The organism is Planococcus daihaiensis (genome assembly GCF_049262615.1).
Taxonomy (GTDB): domain Bacteria; phylum Bacillota; class Bacilli; order Bacillales_A; family Planococcaceae; genus Planococcus.
The window spans coordinates 1,538,975-1,557,418 of sequence record NZ_CP175504.1 but is presented as its reverse complement, the minus strand read 5'-3'; the positions used below and the strand labels follow the sequence as shown (position 1 = coordinate 1,557,418).

Here is an 18,444-nt window from a genome sequence, read left to right as displayed (position 1 = left end):
TGGTCACATTGATACGCGTAAGGAAGCGGCCTTTTTGGTAGAATGGACGATATGACAAGCAGTGGAAAGAACGGAGAATGCTGTATGAAAAACGAACAGTCGCGCTATTCAAGACTTGCCAATATAACGCAGATTATCAACGCGGAGCTGGACTTGCGGGAAGTGCTGCAGCAGGTGACGACGGCGATTTCTGAAGAAATCGTCCAATGCAATTCGGTCGGAATTTATTTGCCGGAAGGTGATGGAACCTATCGTGGTTATGCGGGTAAACCGGAAATCATGAGCGGCGTGACGCTGCAATCGCAAATTATCGATCCGGAAACAGACCGGCTGGCAGCGGAATTGATCGAGACGGGAAAGACCATTTACATAGCGGATACTGCAGCAGACGGTCGGCCGAATCCTGGAGCGGTGGAAGCCTTCCAGATCAAATCCTTATTGGCGCTGCCGATTTCATATGACAAAGAATTATTTGGCATGGTGTTTCTGTTCGATTACGGTACGCCGATGAATTTAACGCAACACGAAATCGAAAGCGTTGAAGCTTACGTGAACATGGCGGCGGTGGCGATTCAAAACGCCAAAACTTTTGCCGAGAAGGAAAAATTGCTGGAGGAGAAGCAATTATTACTCGACCTTACCCGGGAATTGTCTTTCTGTTCGACCATCCGGGAAAGCCTGAAGGTGTGCTTCGCCTATTTAAAACGGGCGTTTGGTGATCACGAATTTGCAGCACATATCATACAACCTCCCAACATGCCGAAAAGCAATCGGATAACTTTCATGGCCTCCAGCGGAATGACCGAGACAGAGTGGAATGGCCATCTTGCGCGGATGGGTTTAACGGAAAGCTATGCGACAGGGCTGTCAGATTCGATTTCACAGCGGAAACAGGTGCATGCAGCCCTGGAAAGGCAAAAGGAATTGCTGCTGTTTCCTCTGATTTCCATGGGCAAGGTTCATGGTATCGTTGCCGCGGTGTGCAGCTGTGAGATGGAGAAAGAATTGATGGACTTGCAGATTACTTTCGCGCAGTCGATTGTTGACACCCTCGCTCCGGTATTTTCGAATTTATTGTACATGGACCAATTGGAAGGGATGGTCGAAGAGCGGACGAGTGCGCTGTATGCGGCCAACAAACGGGTCAACAGCGTTATTGAAAGCATCACGGACGGATTTTTTGCGCTCAATAAAGACTGGGAATACGTCTACCTCAACAAGCATCAATTTTTGCCGAGAGGGAAAAAAGCGGATGAGGTGCTGGGCAAAAGTATTTGGGATGAATTTCCGGAGACTGTGGATACCATCATTTATACCGAATTTCACCGGGCCATGAATGATCGGGTCACCGTGCGTTTTGAAGCGCAATCCGAAGTGGATGATTATTGGTATGAAATTACCGCGTACCCGTTTGATGATGGAATTTGCTGCATGTTGAAAAACATCAAAGAAAAAAGGAAATACGAAAAAGAGCTGAAAAGGTTGGCGAATTTGGATTTAATTGGCCAGATGGCAGCTGGAATCAGCCATGAAATCCGCAATCCGATGACGACGGTGCGAGGTTTTCTTCAATTATTGAAGATCGATGAAAAACTGGTGCAGCATGAGGGACACTTCAATTTGATGATCGATGAATTGGACCGTGCCAATGCCATCATCACCGAGTTTCTGTCAATCGGCAATACGCGGACATCGGATATGAAAATGATGAATCTGAACACGATTCTTCAGGATATTTCCCCGTTGATAAAAATTGATACGTTTAATCAGAACAAACAGATTCAGATTTTTACGCAGGAAATTCCAGACCTATTGTTGAATCATAATGAAATCAGGCAATTAATCATCAATTTATACCGCAACGGGCTTGAATCGATGGAAGAAGGACGGACGCTGACCATCGGCACCTACGCGGAAAACGAAAATTGTGTGATACTGGCGGTTCAGGACCAGGGCAGTGGGATTGATCCCGGAATTGTCGAGAAAATCGGTACGCCGTTCTACTCGACAAAAGATGGCGGAACGGGTCTTGGGCTTGGCATCTGCTACGCGGTGGCGGCTCGGCATAACGCCGCTATCGAGATCGAATCAGGACCGGAAGGCACAATCTTTTTCACGAGATTTCCGGTGGATGCGGCTGACTGAAAAGAGAGACGCTGACTAAAGGGGGAATTTGGATGAGACAGCTTTATATGAAGCAGAAGGTATTCAGTTTAAGCGGAAAATTTACGGTGAAAGACGAGCAACAGCAGGATGTTTATTTTATCGAAGGCAGCTTCCTGCAAATCCCGAAGACTTTTACGATTATGGATCCGTCACGCAAGGAAGTAGCGCTGATTACGAAAAAAACGTTCAGCTTTTTGCCGAAATTTTTCGTGGAAGTGGATGGCCGCGAAGAGCTGACAATCAAGAAGGAATTCAGCTTTTTCAAAGCGCGTTATACGATTGACTCAGCAGGAGTCGACGTGCAGGGCAATTGGTGGGATATGGATTTCGAAGTGCTGCAGCACGGCAAAGTGGTCGGTTCGGTGAGCAAGCAATGGCTGACGTGGGGTGACACGTACGAAATGCAGATTCTGGACGAAGACATGGAGCATCTCATCATTGCACTGGTCGTGGCGATCGATTGTGTGAAGGCAGACCAAGCGGCGGCTGCAGCGGCGACGTGAAACACTGTACATTGACTTATCTTGGAGTAGGGTTTATTGTTAAAGACGCGATGAGCTCATTTGCGTAAGACGCACAAGCACTCCTTTCGGGGAAACACGTTGTGGAGCGTGGCTTGGACGCCGCAAATATCGATACACCCTGCCTTTTGGCGGGGTGTTTTTTGGTTTGTGGGCTTGGTGAGAGATTGAAGTGGGCCGCTGTGGCGGTTTGCGTGCGATTAGTTGGCACTTGCGTGCGATTAAAATGATATGCGTGCGATGGGCTGCCGTTTGCGTGCGTTGAGGATAATTCTGGCGTTCCCGCAAAAATCGCCGTAAAAAAAGAGCTTAAGTGTCATCACACTCAAGCTCTTCTGACGATAAAGCCCATATGCCGTCCGCTCTTCTTGTCCGCGCGGTAGGAAAAACCCTCGGGATTCATGTAGGTGCAGGTACGGTCAATCGAAATCTGCCCAACAGGAATGCCCGCCAGCTCGCATTGTTTTTTCACAACGAGCTGGTTATCGATGTGGTATTTGCCGGTTTCCAGATTGTAATACATAAATTCGTCCGCATAACCCAACGCCTTGAATTTCAAATAGACGTCTTCATCAACCTCGAATTTATCCTGGCTCAGCGCTGCACCAAGCTGCACATGGACATCCTCCATCGCGCAGCCTTCTTCATTCTTCAAATGCTCGAAAAGCTTCAGCGTAACTTCTTTGACAGTGCCTTGCCAGCCGGAATGGACGGCGCCGATGAGGCCTTTCACTTCATTATAGAACAAGACTGGCACGCAATCGGCCGCAAATGTGCACAGCAGAATATTCGGTTCGTACGTATAAAGCGCATCGGTATCCGCTATTGCAAGGTGGAAGTCGGTGGAACCGCGGCCTCTGTCTTTCGCATCGACACGGTAAAAATTCGCACTGTGGGTTTGGTTGGCACAGACGAAGTCGGTCAGCCTCATTCGGAGGAAATCCGCCATTTTCCGCCGATTTTCCACGATCTGCAAAGGATCTTCGCAGGCATGGAGCGCCATATTATTGAGTTCAAATTCTGTGGCATCCTTCATCGTAATACCGGCAGTCAGATTCGCCGAATTGACATATAATTTCGTTTTCATAGCATCACCTGTCTCTACTATATAAGAGGCGGAATTTATTGTATAGAATTTTTATCCTGCTGTGTGAAAATCTTTTTGGACAATAAAAAACCACCTGCAAAGCAGGCGGCAGAGTCAATCCCGTAATTTCTTCACGGGTTCCATCATGAAAACAATATAGCCGATGTCGTTGGGGAAATTCCAGTCTAGATACACTTCCGTGACCGGGCGGCCCAAAGTTTTTTCCGGCTCCGTCTTGTAGATCAGACTGCGTTCCAGCGGCCGTTTGGCAAGCTTCAGAATTTCAGTATACCCTTCAGCAATCAAGGCCTGTTCGATGCCGACCAAAATTTGGTTTCGTTTTACCAGTAATGTCCGGTCATTCAGCCAATAACTTTCGATCGATCCCGGACTTCTTTCAGCTATTTCACTCGCATGTTCGACTTTGGATTCTAATTCTTCTTTATCGATATGCTCAGGCCACTCGAAATCCTCCTGCTGAACTTCGTCTGGCATGACGCCAATCAGCATGCCGGATTCCGAATCAAGATTCCAGTCTGCGTAGAACTCCCGGATATTCAGATTTGCGATGCGGCGAAGATTCTCTTCGATTTCACCTTTTAATTCATTGATCAGTAAATCCCGGGTTTCTAAAACGCGTTTCCATTCCTTCTTTTTCAGCAGAACCGTTTCCATCGGCGCGATAAAACCACGGAGATGAATGAGGATAAACGGGCTTTTAATCGTGACAAAAACGGATGTGGGCCCTTTTCCAAAATGGTTTCTCAATAACGCTGAAATGTAGCCGCCTATTTCAGATTGAACCGTCTTTTCTTTTGGCATGAAGTGTTCCCCTTTCAACAATGAGATTTTCTGGACATCGTACGGAAACAGAAATTCCTATTACGTATTTATATTTTTAATTCTTTCAAGTATAGGGAAAACAAGAAAGAATTGCGAACATCCATCGGTTTTTGAGGTCGTGCGACAAAGTTCTTCAGGATTATTGAAAGGAAGTAATTAGTAATTATTTAATACAATATCTTAATATTATTATATTATTCCAAGTAATTACTGGTAAAATGAGGATAAAAGATATAGATCTTTGGCGTAAGGAGGGGGACTCGTGGAAAAGTCATATCCAATCGGGTTGGATTACGAATACTGGGCAAAAAAAATCCTGTATTTTTACGGACTGCTTTCCATTGTTGCTATTGGGGGGCAATTAGTAGGGCTGATCATCACATTTTATTATTATTACTATTATATTGAGACCTATATATCATTGCGGATGGTTTGGCCGACAAGCTTGATATTAACGATCATGCTCATTTCCTGGATCATGGTCAAGGTTATGAAAATCTACAACCCTTACATCCTTCTTTTCGCGGGCTCCCTTCTGGCCGTGGTCATGATTCTTGCCAACCCAAGCTTGTCGGGCTTGCAGATGACTCTGCTCCTTCCGATGGCGATTTCGTTGATTTATCTCAGTAAACTCAAGCTGACCATCAGTTTCCTGTTTAGTTTCACAAGCCTTGTCACCATTTATCTTCTGAGTGAAGCCAATCGGGCCGACATGACGCCATATGAATATTTTACTTATCTATTTATTCTTATTGCAGGTTATATCGTTTACCTGGCAGTCATCGAAAGAGGCGCAGAGGTGCTTTCTACGTTGCGGCGGGCAGCAGAAAAGGAAGAAGAGCTGCTCATTCAGAACCGGGTAATGGAACGGGTGTCGAAAATCGATGCGCTGACAGGGCTCTATAACCATAAGACTTTTCAAAATTACCTGGATATGCTCGTCCAACAGGCGGATCAATCAGGAATGCAGCTGCAGCTTGCGGTGCTCGATATCGACAATTTCAAAAGCATCAATGATAATTTCGGACACAGCACGGGCGATTTGGTGCTGAGGCATGTGGCGAAAGTCATTTTGGAAAAAGCCGCATCCAATGACGTCGTGGCGCGCTACGGCGGTGAGGAATTTGCAATCATTTTTACGGAAAAGACATTCGATGAAGCTTTTGAATATCTGGAAGAAATGCGCCGTGCCATTGAACAGTTAAAACATGTGGAAATCGGAGGAGAAACTGTCACCATCAGTGTCGGCTTGCAGAATTATTACGATGGCCTGTCGAAAAGTGAGTTTTTCAAGAAAGCGGATTCCTATTTATATGAAGCGAAAAGCAATGGCAAAAACCAGATCCAGCATAACCGAAGTTATCATTATAATGTATAACAGCAAGCTCACCGTTTCGCCTTTGGCGGGTCGGTGTTTTTTATTGAATGAAGTCGCTTTTCCAGAATAGGTCCTCCGTTTGGTTGTACCCGGCTGTTGAATTGGCGATAATGGAAAGTAACAGCAGACGAGTACGGGAAAGGGTCCTACGATGAAAATAGCAGTGAACGATTTTCGGATCAAAAAATTATGCGGCATGGCCGCCTATCGAAAAGGGAAGGTTTATTTTGACGCGGGCAAAGTGGAGCTGCAGCCGGTCAGTGAGAATGCGTCCGTGATCATTGCGGAAGTCAAAGCGACGGGCATCTTCGACGTGTCGGTCCGGGAAGAAACCGACGGCAGCTTACAAGCGTCCTGCAGCTGTCCGCCTGTCGGATTTGTCAGCACCTATTGCCAGCACATTGCGGCCACGCTGATGGCGATCAATGACCTTCAGCAGCAGGAACTGCAAAAAGCGCAGCGGCTGATGAATTTATTTGGCGACCGCAACATGCGCCCGAGTGCCAAGCAACTGCATTTTGATGACCGGCCGGTGCTGGAAATCAGCGTTTTGCTGCAGTCGGCCGAAGCGGATGACGGAGAGCGCATTTTTGCGGCCAAGCTGAGCGCGGGAATGGAAGGCGCAGTGCCGATTCGCGATACCGGCGCATTCCTGCAGGCGGTCGAACGGGGCGCAAGCTACTCGATTTCCTCAGACTTACAATATTCCCGGGAAAATTTCAGTTTTACACCGGAGACCGATGGCGTGCTGCGCGAATTGATGAAGATCAACGGCAATGTGTCGGGCCGTGGCCGCATAATCATTCCCGCTTCCGCGTGGGATCCGCTCATGAAATTATTGGCGGAAATTCCGTCTGTTAATATCGGACATAAAGGAAGGATTTACAGAGGGGTGCGTTTTGACAGGGAATTGCCGTTGGTGTTCCGTTTTGACGCCATTGAAAATGCGGGATATAGACTGACAGCAGAAGGGCTGAACGGGATTACGGTCATGAAATCTTACGGCCTCGCGATCAGCGGCGGTGCTTTTGTCCAGTTGCCGTCTGACGATTGCCGGCGCCTCGAGGAATTGAAGGACTTGATGGAAGGTGTGGCGGTGCTGGAGATTACGGCAGCGCAGGGCGAACATTTTATGGATAACGTTATTCCAGGTCTGGAACGTCTCGGAGAAGTACATATGGCGGCCGCTGTCACGCGGCGCCAGGAAGAAACGCCGTTATTGGCGAAATTGTTTCTCGACCGCATCCGCAACCGGTTGCTGGCCGGCGTTGAATTTCATTACGGCCAATTGGTGATCAACCCGTGTGAAGAGGGGGAGGATGAAATTCGCCATTTGCCTGGCGTTCGCCGGCAGCGCGGCAAAGAAGAGCAGATCATGGAGCTCATGAAGAGGAGCCTGTTCACACAAACAGACGGTGGTTTTTATATGCAGGATGAGGAAGCGGAATACGATTTTCTGTTCCACACCATCCCGCTGCTCGAAGAATTGATGCAGGTCTTTGCCACGACGTCAGTGAAAATGCGTGTGCAGAAAAATTACACGGGCCCGAAAGTGAAAGTGGAATTGAAAGAACGAACCGACTGGCTGGCTTTCAAATTGGAGCCGGGTGAAATTCCGGAAGCAGAAATCCGTTTAGTACTCGCGGCGTTAAAGGAAAAATGCAAATATTACCGCATCCCTAACGGTACGTTAGTGTCGTTGGAAACGCCGGAATTTATTGCGCTGAATGATCTGATGCTGGAGCTTGGCAACCAGCAAGAATGGTTTGGCGACGAGATTCGGCTGCCGCTGATTCAAGGGTTGCAGTTGGTGGCGACGCTGGAAGACGGTGAATTGCTCGATCCCGGTGCTGATTTTGCGAAGCTGCTGCAAAACTTAAGCAATCCGGAGGAAGTTGGTTTCGAAGTGCCGGAACCACTCGCCGCTGTGCTGCGTGATTACCAAAAAGCCGGATTCAATTGGCTGAAAGCATTGGCGAAATACCGTTTTGGCGGCATTCTCGCCGACGACATGGGCCTCGGCAAAACTTTGCAGAGCATCGCGTTCATCCAGTCGGAGTTATCCGAAATCCGCCGGCGCAAACAGCCGGTGCTGATCGTCGCGCCTTCTTCGCTGACCTATAATTGGCTCAGCGAATTTGAAAAGTTCACGCCTGACATTCAGGCAGTCATCGTGGATGGCAATAAAATCAAACGAACGAAACGGCTTGCCGAAGGTGCTGACGCGGACGTCATCATCACGTCCTATCCGTCGCTGCGCATGGACGGCGCTTTATACAAGGGGAAAACGTTTCATACCCTGTTTTTGGACGAAGCACAGGCATTTAAAAATCCGGTAACGCAAACGGCTAAAGCCGTCAAAGCGATCGAAGCGGATTATCGCTTCGCATTGACCGGTACGCCGATCGAGAATTCCCTGGACGAATTGTGGTCAATTTTCCATGTCGTATTTCCGGAATTGCTGCCGAATCGCATGCGTTTTGCCGAAATGCGTCGCACGAGCATCGCCAAACGGGTTCGTCCGTTCATCCTGCGGCGCGTCAAACAGGATGTGTTAAAAGAGTTGCCCGACAAAGTCGAAACGCTGCAATTCTCGGAATTGTACCCGGCACAGAAAAAATACTATGCGGCGTATCTTGCGGAACTCAAACAGGAAGCGTTGAAGCATTTGAATAGGGACAGTTTGCAGAAAAACCGCATCAAAATTTTGGCGGGTCTGACGCGGCTTCGCCAATTATGCTGCCACCCGTCCCTGTTCGTGGAAGATTACGAAGGCGGCTCGGCGAAATTCGATCAATTGATGGAAATCGTCGAAAGCAGCCGGATGGCCGGGCGCCGCGTGCTTGTATTTTCTCAGTTTACGCAAATGCTGCAATTGATCGGCAACCGGCTGACGCGTGAAAGACGTCCGTATTTCTACCTCGACGGCAAGACGCCGCCGCAGGAACGCGTCGAAATGTGCAGCCGCTTTAACGAAGGCGAAGGCGACCTGTTCCTGATTTCATTGAAAGCGGGGGGCACCGGGCTTAACCTGACGGGCGCCGACACCGTTATCCTTTACGACCTGTGGTGGAATCCGGCCGTCGAACAACAGGCGGCAAGCCGCGCGCATCGCATGGGCCAACAGCACACCGTCCAGGTAATCCGCATGGTCGCCAAAGGGACAATCGAAGAAAAAATCACGGAACTGCAGGACAAAAAGAGGAACCTCATCGACGAAGTCATCCAGTCAGGCCCCGAACCGCTCGCTGCCATGACGGAAGATGATATTCGGGAATTGCTGATGATTTGATGGTTAGACTCATATAAGAAATATATTTTATGCATCGCTTCGGCGCTGAGAGAAGTCTCGAGAGATATGAAGCAAAACAGCGAAGACGCCCAGGGGGCCAAGCGAAGTGCTGAGATCCACTCGGGCGAAGTGAAACGAGACCGAGTTAGCTCAGCGCAAGCCCCCAGGCAAGCGAGCTGTTTTGCGGAATATCGGTTAAATTTTGTTATTCAACATATACACCTATTTTATTCCCATGAAAGCATTAAGATGGATGGTTTGCTAAAATAGAAGGAAAGGAAACGGAGGTGATGATATGGATCCGAAAAGTTTGGTGGACAAAGTGAAAGACCGGATACCGGAAGTGATGGACAATAGAAGTTTTTCGAAATTTGCCATCCTCCTGCCGCTGATTGAAAAAGACGGTGAAATCCATATCCTCTTCGAAGTCCGTTCCCATCAAATGAGAAGCCAGCCCGGTGAAATTTGTTTTCCGGGCGGCAGAATCGACAAGCAGGACGAGTCGGAAGAAGAAGCCGCCGTTCGCGAAACGACGGAAGAGCTGGGGATCCAGCGCCAGCAGATTTCCGATATTTTTCCGCTCGACTATATCGTTTCGCCTTTCGGCATGATTGTTTACAGCTTTGCCGGTATTATTGATGCGGACGTCGAATTTCGGCCGAATCCGCCGGAAGTGGACAGCCTGTTCACCGTGCCTTTATCGTATTTCCTCGAAAAAGATCCGAAAGTTTACCGGATCAATTTTGATATCCAGCCGGAAGAAAGTTTCCCGTATGACCTCATAGCGGGCGGCGAAAATTACAATTGGCGCACGCGGCAGGTCGATGAATTTTTCTATATTTACGAAGACAAAGTTATATGGGGCCTGACCGCTAAAATACTGACACATTTCATGGAGATCATTCGCTGAATGGTCTTTTTTTTATTTTAAATATAAGTGTTTCTTATCCCTTGGTATTTAAGAAGACGGTTATAGAAAAATAAAACGAAGAAAAAAGATTTAGAAATCATTTTATTAGCACCTTATTATCTGGAAAATAAAGAAATTTTTATCGAAAAGAACGATTTTTAAAAACCCTGAATGTATATTTATGCAATTAAGGTAAATTTAAATGCAATTAAGAACTCGTTTTAATAATTTATAGTTGACTTAAAATTCATATAAATGCATAATAATGAAATTAACAACTTGTTCTCAAGCAGGGGATAAAAGACGGGGTGGTGAGAGTGATTGGAAAAGAAACGGATTATTGTAAAAATCGGCAGCAGTTCACTGACAAATCAAAATGACGGATTGTGCATAGACAAATTGAGGGGGCATGTAGAGGCGCTCGTGTATTTAAAGAAACTGGGGCATGAAGTCGTTTTAGTATCATCGGGAGCGGTTGCCGCCGGATGTATCGGCCTTGGCTACTTATCGCGCCCTGTCCATCGCATTGGGCGGCAGTCCGCGGCAGCTGTGGGTCAAGGGATTTTGTTGCAGGCCTATGTAGAAGAATTCAAGAAACATGGGGTTTTGGCGGCGCAATTATTATTGACGAAAGATCATTACGTGAATGCCCGTGATACGATTATGGAACTTTTAGAACATGAGATCCTGCCGGTAATCAATGAAAACGATTCTGTTTCCAATGAAGATTTTAGTTTTGGTGATAATGATATGCTTTCAGCTCTTGTCAGTGGACTTATCAAAGCGGATTTCCTGATGATTTTAACAGACATCAATGGAGTGTATGGACAAAACCCAAATAAGAACCCAACTGCAAAAAAATTCGATTTTCTTACGGAAGTACACGATGATCTGATTAACGCTGCTTCTGGGTCTGATTCTGAAGTAGGGACAGGCGGTATGAAGTCGAAAGTGGCGGCGGCAGGAACAGCTCTTTCTTTTGGCATCGATGTATTTATCGGGTCTGGCAGCGGCCAGGAAAAACTTTTTAAAATACTTATTGGAAAAGGTGACGGCACCTACATCGGCAAGGCTTTTGAAGCCATGAAAACGCATAAAAAACTGGAGGAAATTTGGAAGTAGAAGTTATGTGTGTTAATATAACAACTTATTCTATTGTTTAAATTCCATGCACAATTGGAATTTAAACAATACCGAACGATGCGAAGCGCTGGTGAGAAAATGCTTAGATTTAGAGAGAAGACCTTTCGAACGGTTTTAGAATCTATGCGAGATTATACGCTCATCATTTTATAGTAAAATTATAAAATTCTTTTTCACGGCGTTAATTCGGTCTATGAAGTTAAATAAAAACTCGTAACAGCGTATAGTCTGATCATTGGATTGAACACAATCTTTAATTGGAAAAATGCCACGGAGACGACGTTTTTCCGTCTTAAGAGAAGGAAGAACTTTTTTATTTAAAATGGGAGTTGACTGTAAGTGACGAAGAAAAGAATTGTAGTGAAAATCGGCAGTAGTTCATTGACCGACCTAAACGGGAAATTGTCAATCAGCAAACTGCGTGGACATGTGGAAGCATTGGCGAGCTTGAAAAAGCAAGGCCATGAAGTGATTCTGGTTTCATCAGGAGCAGTAGCCGCAGGGTTTAAGAGCATCGGCTATTTATCGCGTCCTGATACAGTTGTCGATAAGCAATCAGCTGCAGCTGTAGGGCAAGGGCTCCTGCTGCAGGCATATGCAGATGAATGCAAAAAACACGGGATTGTAGCAGCACAATTGCTGTTGACCAAAGATATGTATAAAAACGCAAACGCCACGATATCCAACTTATTGAAGCGCGACGTACTGCCAATCATCAATGAAAATGATTCCATTTCAGTGGAAGCTTTGACATTCGGAGACAATGATATGTTGTCCGCTTTAGTCAGCAGACTGGTGCACGCAGATTTCCTGATGATTATGACAGATATTAATGGAATCTATCGGGAAAACCCTAATAAGAATCCAGATGCAGAAAAATATACATTCATCACTGAAATCAATCCTGAAATGGAAAATGCCGCAACTGCAGAAGGCTCTTCAAACGTCGGCACCGGCGGAATGAAATCAAAAGTGGAAGCTGCTAAAACAGCATTGGCTTCGGAAATCCAGGTATTTATCGGATCTGGAACCGGCAGTGAAAAATTGGTTGAGATTTTTGCAGGAAAAGGCGACGGAACTTATATTGGTACATTGGAAGAACCGAAAGTATTAGTGAACGCATAATTCGAAAGGAGACAGAGGATGACTGAACTTCTACAAGAAGAACATACAGAAACTGAATTAGTTTTAAAAGCACAGAAAGCAAAAGAGGCGGCTTTCCAACTAGCAAAAGCAACGACAGCCCAAAAAAATGAGGCTTTGCAAATCATCTCAGCTCAATTGCTGGAAGAACAAGACTTCATTTTGGATGAGAACGCGAAAGACATAACGGCCGGACAACAGGCAGGGATGAACGATTCATTAGTGGATCGCCTGAAACTGGATGCATCCCGCTTAAAAGATATGGCAGATGCGCTCATCCAATTAACCCGATTAAATGACCCCATCGGAGAGACCCTCGAAAAATGGGAGCAGCCCAATGGACTGGCGATGACAAAAATCCGTGTACCTATCGGTGTCGTCGGCATGATCTATGAAGCGCGCCCGAACGTAACAGTTGATGCCTCAAGCCTGTGCCTGAAAACAGGGAATTCGATTGTACTGCGCGGCAGTTCAACAGCAATCAATTCGAATAAAGCGATTGTCCAAGTGATTCGCCGAGCGCTGGAAAAATCCGAATTGCCGGTTGAAGCCGTGCAATTGCTGGAAGATACCCGCCGCGAAACGGCGTCGCAAATGTTCAAACTGAATGAGTATCTGGATGTTCTGATTCCGCGTGGTGGAGCGAAACTGATCCAAACAGTGGTTCAAAATGCGACAGTTCCAGTTCTGGAAACTGGAGCCGGAAATTGCCATATCTTTATCGATCAAACAGCGGATGTGAAGATGGCGGTGGATATTGCGATCAATGCGAAAACGCAGCGTCCTTCCGTCTGCAATTCCTGCGAAACGATACTTGTACAACAGGATTGGGCCGCAGCGCATCTGCCTGAACTTGTGACTGCTTTGCAGGCACAGGATGTAAAAATTCACGGAGACGAAGCTGTGCAGCAGGTTTCTTCGGCTGTCGCCCCTGCTACGGATGAAGATTGGGCAACGGAGTATCTGGGCTTTGAAGTGGCCATAAAGGTTGTTGAAACTGTCGATCAGGCTGTTCAACATATCAACCAATACGGCACAAAACATTCAGAAGCCATTATTTCAACGGATGCGGCAAACGTTGAACAATTCTTCAATGAAATCGACGCAGCGGCAGTTTATCACAATGCTTCGACGCGATTCACGGATGGATTCGAATTCGGCTTCGGCGCCGAAATCGGCATCAGCACGCAAAAGCTTCACGCACGCGGTCCAATGGGATTGCCGGCGTTGACGTCAACGAAATATATTGTCCGAGGAACTGGACAAACAAAATAATGAATAAGGGCTGCCCTGAAAAGTCGTGTGAACTGACTTTCAGGGGCAGCCTTTTTTTTGTCGATTTTTTTGGGGGTTCAGATTGAGGGGCTACAGAAAAAAGGAGGATTTCTGGAAATATTTTCATTTAATATTTATAATTACTTTGTGAATAAACCATCTGGAGTTTGTGGGCGATTAGAAAAATTTGTGGGCGATTAATAATATTTGCGGGCGTTCCGGAACGCGATGCGGGCGTTTAGCAACAAACCAGTTGATACTGGAGATATTTTCTTTAAGAGTTCATTCATATCAGGAGGAACAAATTGAAAAGACAAAAAAAGGGAAATCCTCTATATTCTGTGATAGGCTAAAAAACAGCGATTTCGCATTAAAGGTAATGAAAAATAGAAAGAAGGTAACATACGAATGAAAAATCTAGCCGGAATGAAACGCTCTCGTTTCGTCATACTTCTGGGTGCGTTAACGGCCTTGATTCCTTTTACCATCGATATGTACCTTCCGGCGTTCCCGGCACTGGCAGAAGTTTATCAAACCAATGCGTCAGCAGTGCAGCTCAGCCTGACCGCCTGTTTGCTTGGGCTGGCATTTGGCCAATTGGTGACCGGTCCACTCAGCGATTCACTCGGACGCAGAAAGCCGCTGATCATTTTTCTGGTGGCTTATGCGATTGCATCGGTCGCCTGTATTTTCGCGCCGAACATTTACGTATTCGTCGTTTTGCGCTTTGTACAGGGCTTTGCAGCTTCTGCCGGACTCGTTATTTCCCGGGCAATAGTGCGGGATGTCAGCAGCGGCGCAGAATTGACACGGCTTTTCGCCTTGCTGATGGTCGTCAATAACCTGGTGCCATTGCTTGCGCCATCAGTCGGAAGCGCAGTTCTTCTGTTTGCGGATTGGAAAGGGATATTCCTGATTCTCACATTATTGGGGCTCGTCCTGTTGCTGATCAGCGCCTTGCGTCTTGAAGAAACCTTGCCTCCTGAAAGAAGGGTGCCGGGCAATCTGAAGGAGACTCTCAGCAATTTCAGCATCATCATCAAGAACCGAAAATTCACCGGCTATGCGTTGGCTCAAGGGTTATTGATCGGCGGCGTATTTGCTTATGTGGCCGGCACACCCTTTATCTATCAAAACATCTACGGCGTATCACCGCAGATGTTCAGTATCCTTTTCGGCATGAACGGCATCGGCCTGATTTTTGGCAGTTACGCCGTCGGCCGCTATAGCTATGCCTGGTCGGAGAAAAAATTCCTTGAAGTCGCTTTGTATACCGCAACGGCAGCAGGCGCCGTCTTGCTGGGCGTTGTCTTAATCGATGGACCATTATGGGCCGTCGTGATTCCCATTTTCTTTTTTGTTACATCAATTGGAGTCGTCGGCACCGCTTCCTTCACTTTGGCGATGGAAGAACAAAGCCGGGTGGCAGGCAGCGCGTCTGCATTGCTCGGACTGCTGCCATTCATCCTCGGTGCAGTAGCAGCACCGTTGGTCGGCATTGCCGGAGAAGAGACTGCCGTACCGTTGGGGTTGATCATCTTCACGATGTGCCTGCTTGCTTTACTGGCGTATCTCATACTGGTGAAACGCTTGGATAATAAAACGGCAGTTAGCTAAAACCATCCCCGGAACCTTCGCCCAGGCGAAGGTTTTCCATTCCATAAAAAAAGTCCGAACAGCAACTCTGTTCGGACTTTTTTATATTCTATGAAACAACCCTTTCACTCGTCAGGGCATGCGTATTGCCTTCGGTGTCGTGAAAGAATGCCATCCAGGTTTCTGCCGGACCATTTTTGACGACGCAATGGGGAGGTCCGCTGAACTGGACGCCGCGTGATTGGAATTCGGCGTAGGCTTGCTGAATATCCGCCACATCGAAATACAGGATTGAACTTGCATGTGCAAACTCTTCTTTTTCCGGCAGGCTCAACATGAGGCGCAGACCATTACAGTCGAAGAACGCCATCGTATCTGTCTTGAATAACATGGGAAGTTCCAATTGTGTTTCGTAGAATTCACTGGCACGCGCAAGATCTTTCACTGGCACGCCGATCTGGTTAATTTTTTGGATGGTTGTGCTCGTCATGTGTTTGCTCCTTTTTCTAAAATTTCTTCATCTCTGTCACTATTACTTTCACCACTTCTTGAATAAAGCCTCGACAGCTGATGAAGGTTTTTTACTATTCCATTTGTCCTTACAAATTTCTCATTCTAACAATCTCACCTATATTATAGCCCAGCCAGGCACCGATAAAGGGAAAGGCCATTGAAGAGAAATCCAATCTTGAATTCTCAGATTCCGTTATAACTATAAAAGCTGTAAAAAAAATAATCAGAACAGTAATGAAGACTGCTTCTGTTACTTTTCGCCGTTTCCATCGCTTCTTTCCCAAATGGGCCTTTTCAAATTCCTGTATGCGCCTGTTCGTCTTCGTACCGATAAATCTGCCTGTCTTAAAGCTGTACAATGCCATAGCTGACATCATCAATACAAGTATGTAAAAAAATCCGATCAAGAAATACAGCTGTACATATTCTATAAAATAAGTAAGTAACACAAACAACAGAAGCGCACCGAGATTGTATTGGACCAATTGCTTTATTTTCCAGCGCTTAACTTCTTGGATATCCCAATGGGTTTCATCCATTCTATTTCCCCTTTCAATATTCAGGCATGCCTGTTAAATTCCATATATTAACTGTAACATACATTTTCAGACAATTTCAGGTCCTCGGGAAAAACTAATCCTGTTTCATTTAAAAAGAAAAACACCTCTCCAAAAGCCAAAGCTTTCAGTGAGGTGTTTCCATCTTTAATTCGTCCGCGCGCGGTTATGCTTGATCATCATCAAACGGTAGCGGATGGTGCAGCCGATGCAATAGCCCATCAATGCAATTCCAGCCGCGGCCATCACCATGATGCTGAAGATATAACCAAGAGTTGTGAATCCGGCAATGAAGAACACAATCGATAATCCGAGGCACACCGTGGCGATCCACTGATTGAACATTTGCTGATCGCGGTCTTCCTGGATATATTGATCGGCCGGTTTTTTCAACAGTCGCTTAGCGGCGATGATGACCGGATTTTTCTTCGTGGCCAATGTATAGAAACCAACTGCGAAAGGCAGCAGCAGGAAGAGTGGCGTGATCAGCAGTCCGGCAATAACGGACAGTACGATAAAGCTTTGATTTATTTGAACGAGCGGTTTTGGAATCGTCATAATACAGCTCCTTTATTCTTTTACTCATTATACCAAGTAATTTAATAGGAATAAAGGGAATAGAACTGGCAATCTAAATTTTTACATCAATTGCGATATGAAAATTGTGGCGATGCCGAAATAGATCAGCAAAGACAGAATGTCATTGATCGTCGTGATCAGTGGACCGGAGGCGATTGCCGGGTCAATGTTTAATTTGAATAGGATTAAAGGAATGATGGTGCCTGCCAAAGTCCCGATAATCAGCGTCAAGAGCAGCGAGCTGCCGACGACGAAGCCGAGCACGAGGCTGCCTTGCCAGAAAAAAGCGATGCCCGTGATCAGCACGGCGCAAATCACACCAATAATGATGCCGACCCATAGTTCCCGGACGATCAGTTTGATGCTTTGCCGGAAATTAGGTTTCTGCGACACGAGCCCGCGGACGACAACAGCCAAAGACTGCGTGCCGGTGTTGCCGGTCATGCCCGCAATCATCGGCATGAAGAATGTCAGGGCGACGACCGTTTCAAGCGTCGCTTCAAAACGGCTGATGATGCCGCCGGATACCAGTCCGATGAACAATAACAGCACGAGCCACGGCAGGCGCCGATAAGCGGCGATGATCGGTTTCGTTTTGAAATCGATCGATTTACCGGAAGCGGATAATTTCTCAATGTCTTCATTGGCTTCCTGCATGACGACATCGATTACATCATCAACCGTCACAACGCCGACGAGCCGATTATCCCTTTCGACAATCGGCAGGGAGACGAAATCGTAGCGGCTGATCAGATTGGCGACTTCTTCCTGATCCGTCAGCACATCCGCCTTTACGACCCGGGTGTACATGACATTCTGAATTTCCTCATCCAGCTCACCCAGCAGCAAATCCTTATAGGACACCACTCCTACAAGGCGTTTATTGTCATCGACGACATACAGGTAGTTAAGGAATTCGGCAAAATGAACAAAATGCTTGATCTTATCGATCGCTTCCCGGATCGTGTAATGGCTCGGAATCCAGACGTAGCGGTCATTCATAATGCGCCCCGCTGTTTCCGGCGGGTAATTCATCAGATTCTGGACAATTGACGACTCGTCCGTGTTCATGTTCGCGAGTAACTCCTCGGCGCGCTGGGGCTCGATATCGGCAAGCAGCGAAGCGAGGTCATCGTTGTCCATCCGGTCGAGAACTGCTTTGGATTTCTCGACGCCCAGTTTTTGAAGAATTTCAAGCTGTTCCCCGCTGTCCAGCTCATCCATCAACTCTGTCAATTGTTCGGTCGTTAAGTATAGAAGGAATTTCGTCCGGTGCTTGACCGGTATGCGAAGGTAATGCTGCGCCATATCGTAAGGCTGCAGCTCATCCATAATTTCCTGGAACTCCAGGATGCGTCCTTCTTTCAGTGACTGGACAATCGCCAGCGTAATTTCGTTATCGGTCATCGATAATGTCATGTGAATCTCTCCTTGAATCAAC

The 18,444-nt window shown here is 46.7% G+C and carries 15 protein-coding genes; 9 read left to right on the top strand and 6 right to left on the bottom strand.

What is annotated here, in order from left to right; translation table 11 throughout:
• Positions 1 to 84 precede the first annotated feature (84 nt).
• Together DHX103_RS07410 and DHX103_RS07405 are read left to right on the top strand one after the other, a co-directional pair.
• Complete coding sequence (locus DHX103_RS07410; protein WP_422124635.1) at positions 85 to 2,145, top strand: GAF domain-containing sensor histidine kinase; 2,061 nt, start codon at positions 85 to 87, stop codon at positions 2,143 to 2,145.
• A gap of 32 nt (positions 2,146 to 2,177) precedes the next feature.
• Positions 2,178 to 2,669 (top strand): LURP-one-related/scramblase family protein, encoded by a 492-nt coding sequence (locus DHX103_RS07405; RefSeq protein WP_422124634.1) that lies wholly within the window; start codon positions 2,178 to 2,180, stop codon positions 2,667 to 2,669.
• A gap of 343 nt (positions 2,670 to 3,012) precedes the next feature.
• Here DHX103_RS07405 and pgeF read toward each other — a convergent pair whose 3' ends face one another.
• Positions 3,013 to 3,774: a peptidoglycan editing factor PgeF gene (gene pgeF, locus DHX103_RS07400; protein WP_422124633.1), complete on the bottom strand. Its 762-nt coding sequence runs from the start codon at positions 3,772 to 3,774 to the stop codon at positions 3,013 to 3,015.
• A 114-nt stretch (positions 3,775 to 3,888) separates the two neighbouring features.
• Positions 3,889 to 4,596 (bottom strand): DUF2294 domain-containing protein, encoded by a 708-nt coding sequence (locus tag DHX103_RS07395; protein WP_422124632.1) that lies wholly within the window; start codon positions 4,594 to 4,596, stop codon positions 3,889 to 3,891.
• A gap of 283 nt (positions 4,597 to 4,879) precedes the next feature.
• Here DHX103_RS07395 and DHX103_RS07390 point away from each other — a divergent pair, with 283 nt between their 5' ends.
• The 7 genes from DHX103_RS07390 to DHX103_RS07360 all read left to right on the top strand — a co-directional run bounded on the left by DHX103_RS07390 (position 4,880) and on the right by DHX103_RS07360 (position 15,375).
• Positions 4,880 to 5,995: a GGDEF domain-containing protein gene (locus tag DHX103_RS07390; RefSeq protein ID WP_422124631.1), complete on the top strand. Its 1,116-nt coding sequence runs from the start codon at positions 4,880 to 4,882 to the stop codon at positions 5,993 to 5,995.
• Between the two features lie 151 nt (positions 5,996 to 6,146).
• Entirely contained in the window at positions 6,147 to 9,287 is a 3,141-nt protein-coding gene (locus DHX103_RS07385) for an SNF2 helicase associated domain-containing protein (RefSeq protein WP_422124630.1), read from the top strand.
• Positions 9,288 to 9,582: 295 nt separating this feature from the next.
• Positions 9,583 to 10,197: an NUDIX hydrolase gene (locus DHX103_RS07380; RefSeq protein ID WP_422124629.1), complete on the top strand. Its 615-nt coding sequence runs from the start codon at positions 9,583 to 9,585 to the stop codon at positions 10,195 to 10,197.
• A 321-nt stretch (positions 10,198 to 10,518) separates the two neighbouring features.
• Entirely contained in the window at positions 10,519 to 11,319 is an 801-nt protein-coding gene (gene proB, locus DHX103_RS07375; protein ID WP_422124628.1) for a glutamate 5-kinase, read from the top strand.
• A gap of 360 nt (positions 11,320 to 11,679) precedes the next feature.
• Positions 11,680 to 12,465 carry a glutamate 5-kinase gene (proB, locus tag DHX103_RS07370; RefSeq protein ID WP_422124627.1) on the top strand — a complete coding sequence of 262 codons (786 nt, stop codon included), beginning with the start codon at positions 11,680 to 11,682 and terminating at the stop codon, positions 12,463 to 12,465.
• An 18-nt stretch (positions 12,466 to 12,483) separates the two neighbouring features.
• The gene (locus DHX103_RS07365) at positions 12,484 to 13,758 is read left to right on the top strand and encodes a glutamate-5-semialdehyde dehydrogenase (protein ID WP_422124626.1); all 1,275 of its coding nucleotides are present in this window, start codon (positions 12,484 to 12,486) and stop codon (positions 13,756 to 13,758) included.
• 408 nt (positions 13,759 to 14,166) lie between these two features.
• Positions 14,167 to 15,375: a multidrug effflux MFS transporter gene (locus DHX103_RS07360; RefSeq protein WP_422124625.1), complete on the top strand. Its 1,209-nt coding sequence runs from the start codon at positions 14,167 to 14,169 to the stop codon at positions 15,373 to 15,375.
• An 88-nt stretch (positions 15,376 to 15,463) separates the two neighbouring features.
• Here DHX103_RS07360 and DHX103_RS07355 read toward each other — a convergent pair whose 3' ends face one another.
• The 4 genes from DHX103_RS07355 to mgtE all read right to left on the bottom strand — a co-directional run bounded on the left by DHX103_RS07355 (position 15,464) and on the right by mgtE (position 18,422).
• Complete coding sequence (locus DHX103_RS07355) at positions 15,464 to 15,844, bottom strand: VOC family protein (RefSeq protein WP_422124624.1); 381 nt, start codon at positions 15,842 to 15,844, stop codon at positions 15,464 to 15,466.
• A 109-nt stretch (positions 15,845 to 15,953) separates the two neighbouring features.
• The gene (locus tag DHX103_RS07350; RefSeq protein WP_422124623.1) at positions 15,954 to 16,406 is read right to left on the bottom strand and encodes a hypothetical protein; all 453 of its coding nucleotides are present in this window, start codon (positions 16,404 to 16,406) and stop codon (positions 15,954 to 15,956) included.
• Between the two features lie 165 nt (positions 16,407 to 16,571).
• Positions 16,572 to 16,982, bottom strand: a complete 411-nt coding sequence (locus tag DHX103_RS07345; protein ID WP_422124622.1) for a DUF4395 domain-containing protein — start codon at positions 16,980 to 16,982, stop codon at positions 16,572 to 16,574.
• An 81-nt stretch (positions 16,983 to 17,063) separates the two neighbouring features.
• Positions 17,064 to 18,422, bottom strand: a complete 1,359-nt coding sequence (gene mgtE, locus DHX103_RS07340) for a magnesium transporter (RefSeq protein WP_422124621.1) — start codon at positions 18,420 to 18,422, stop codon at positions 17,064 to 17,066.
• Positions 18,423 to 18,444: the final 22 nt, after the last annotated feature.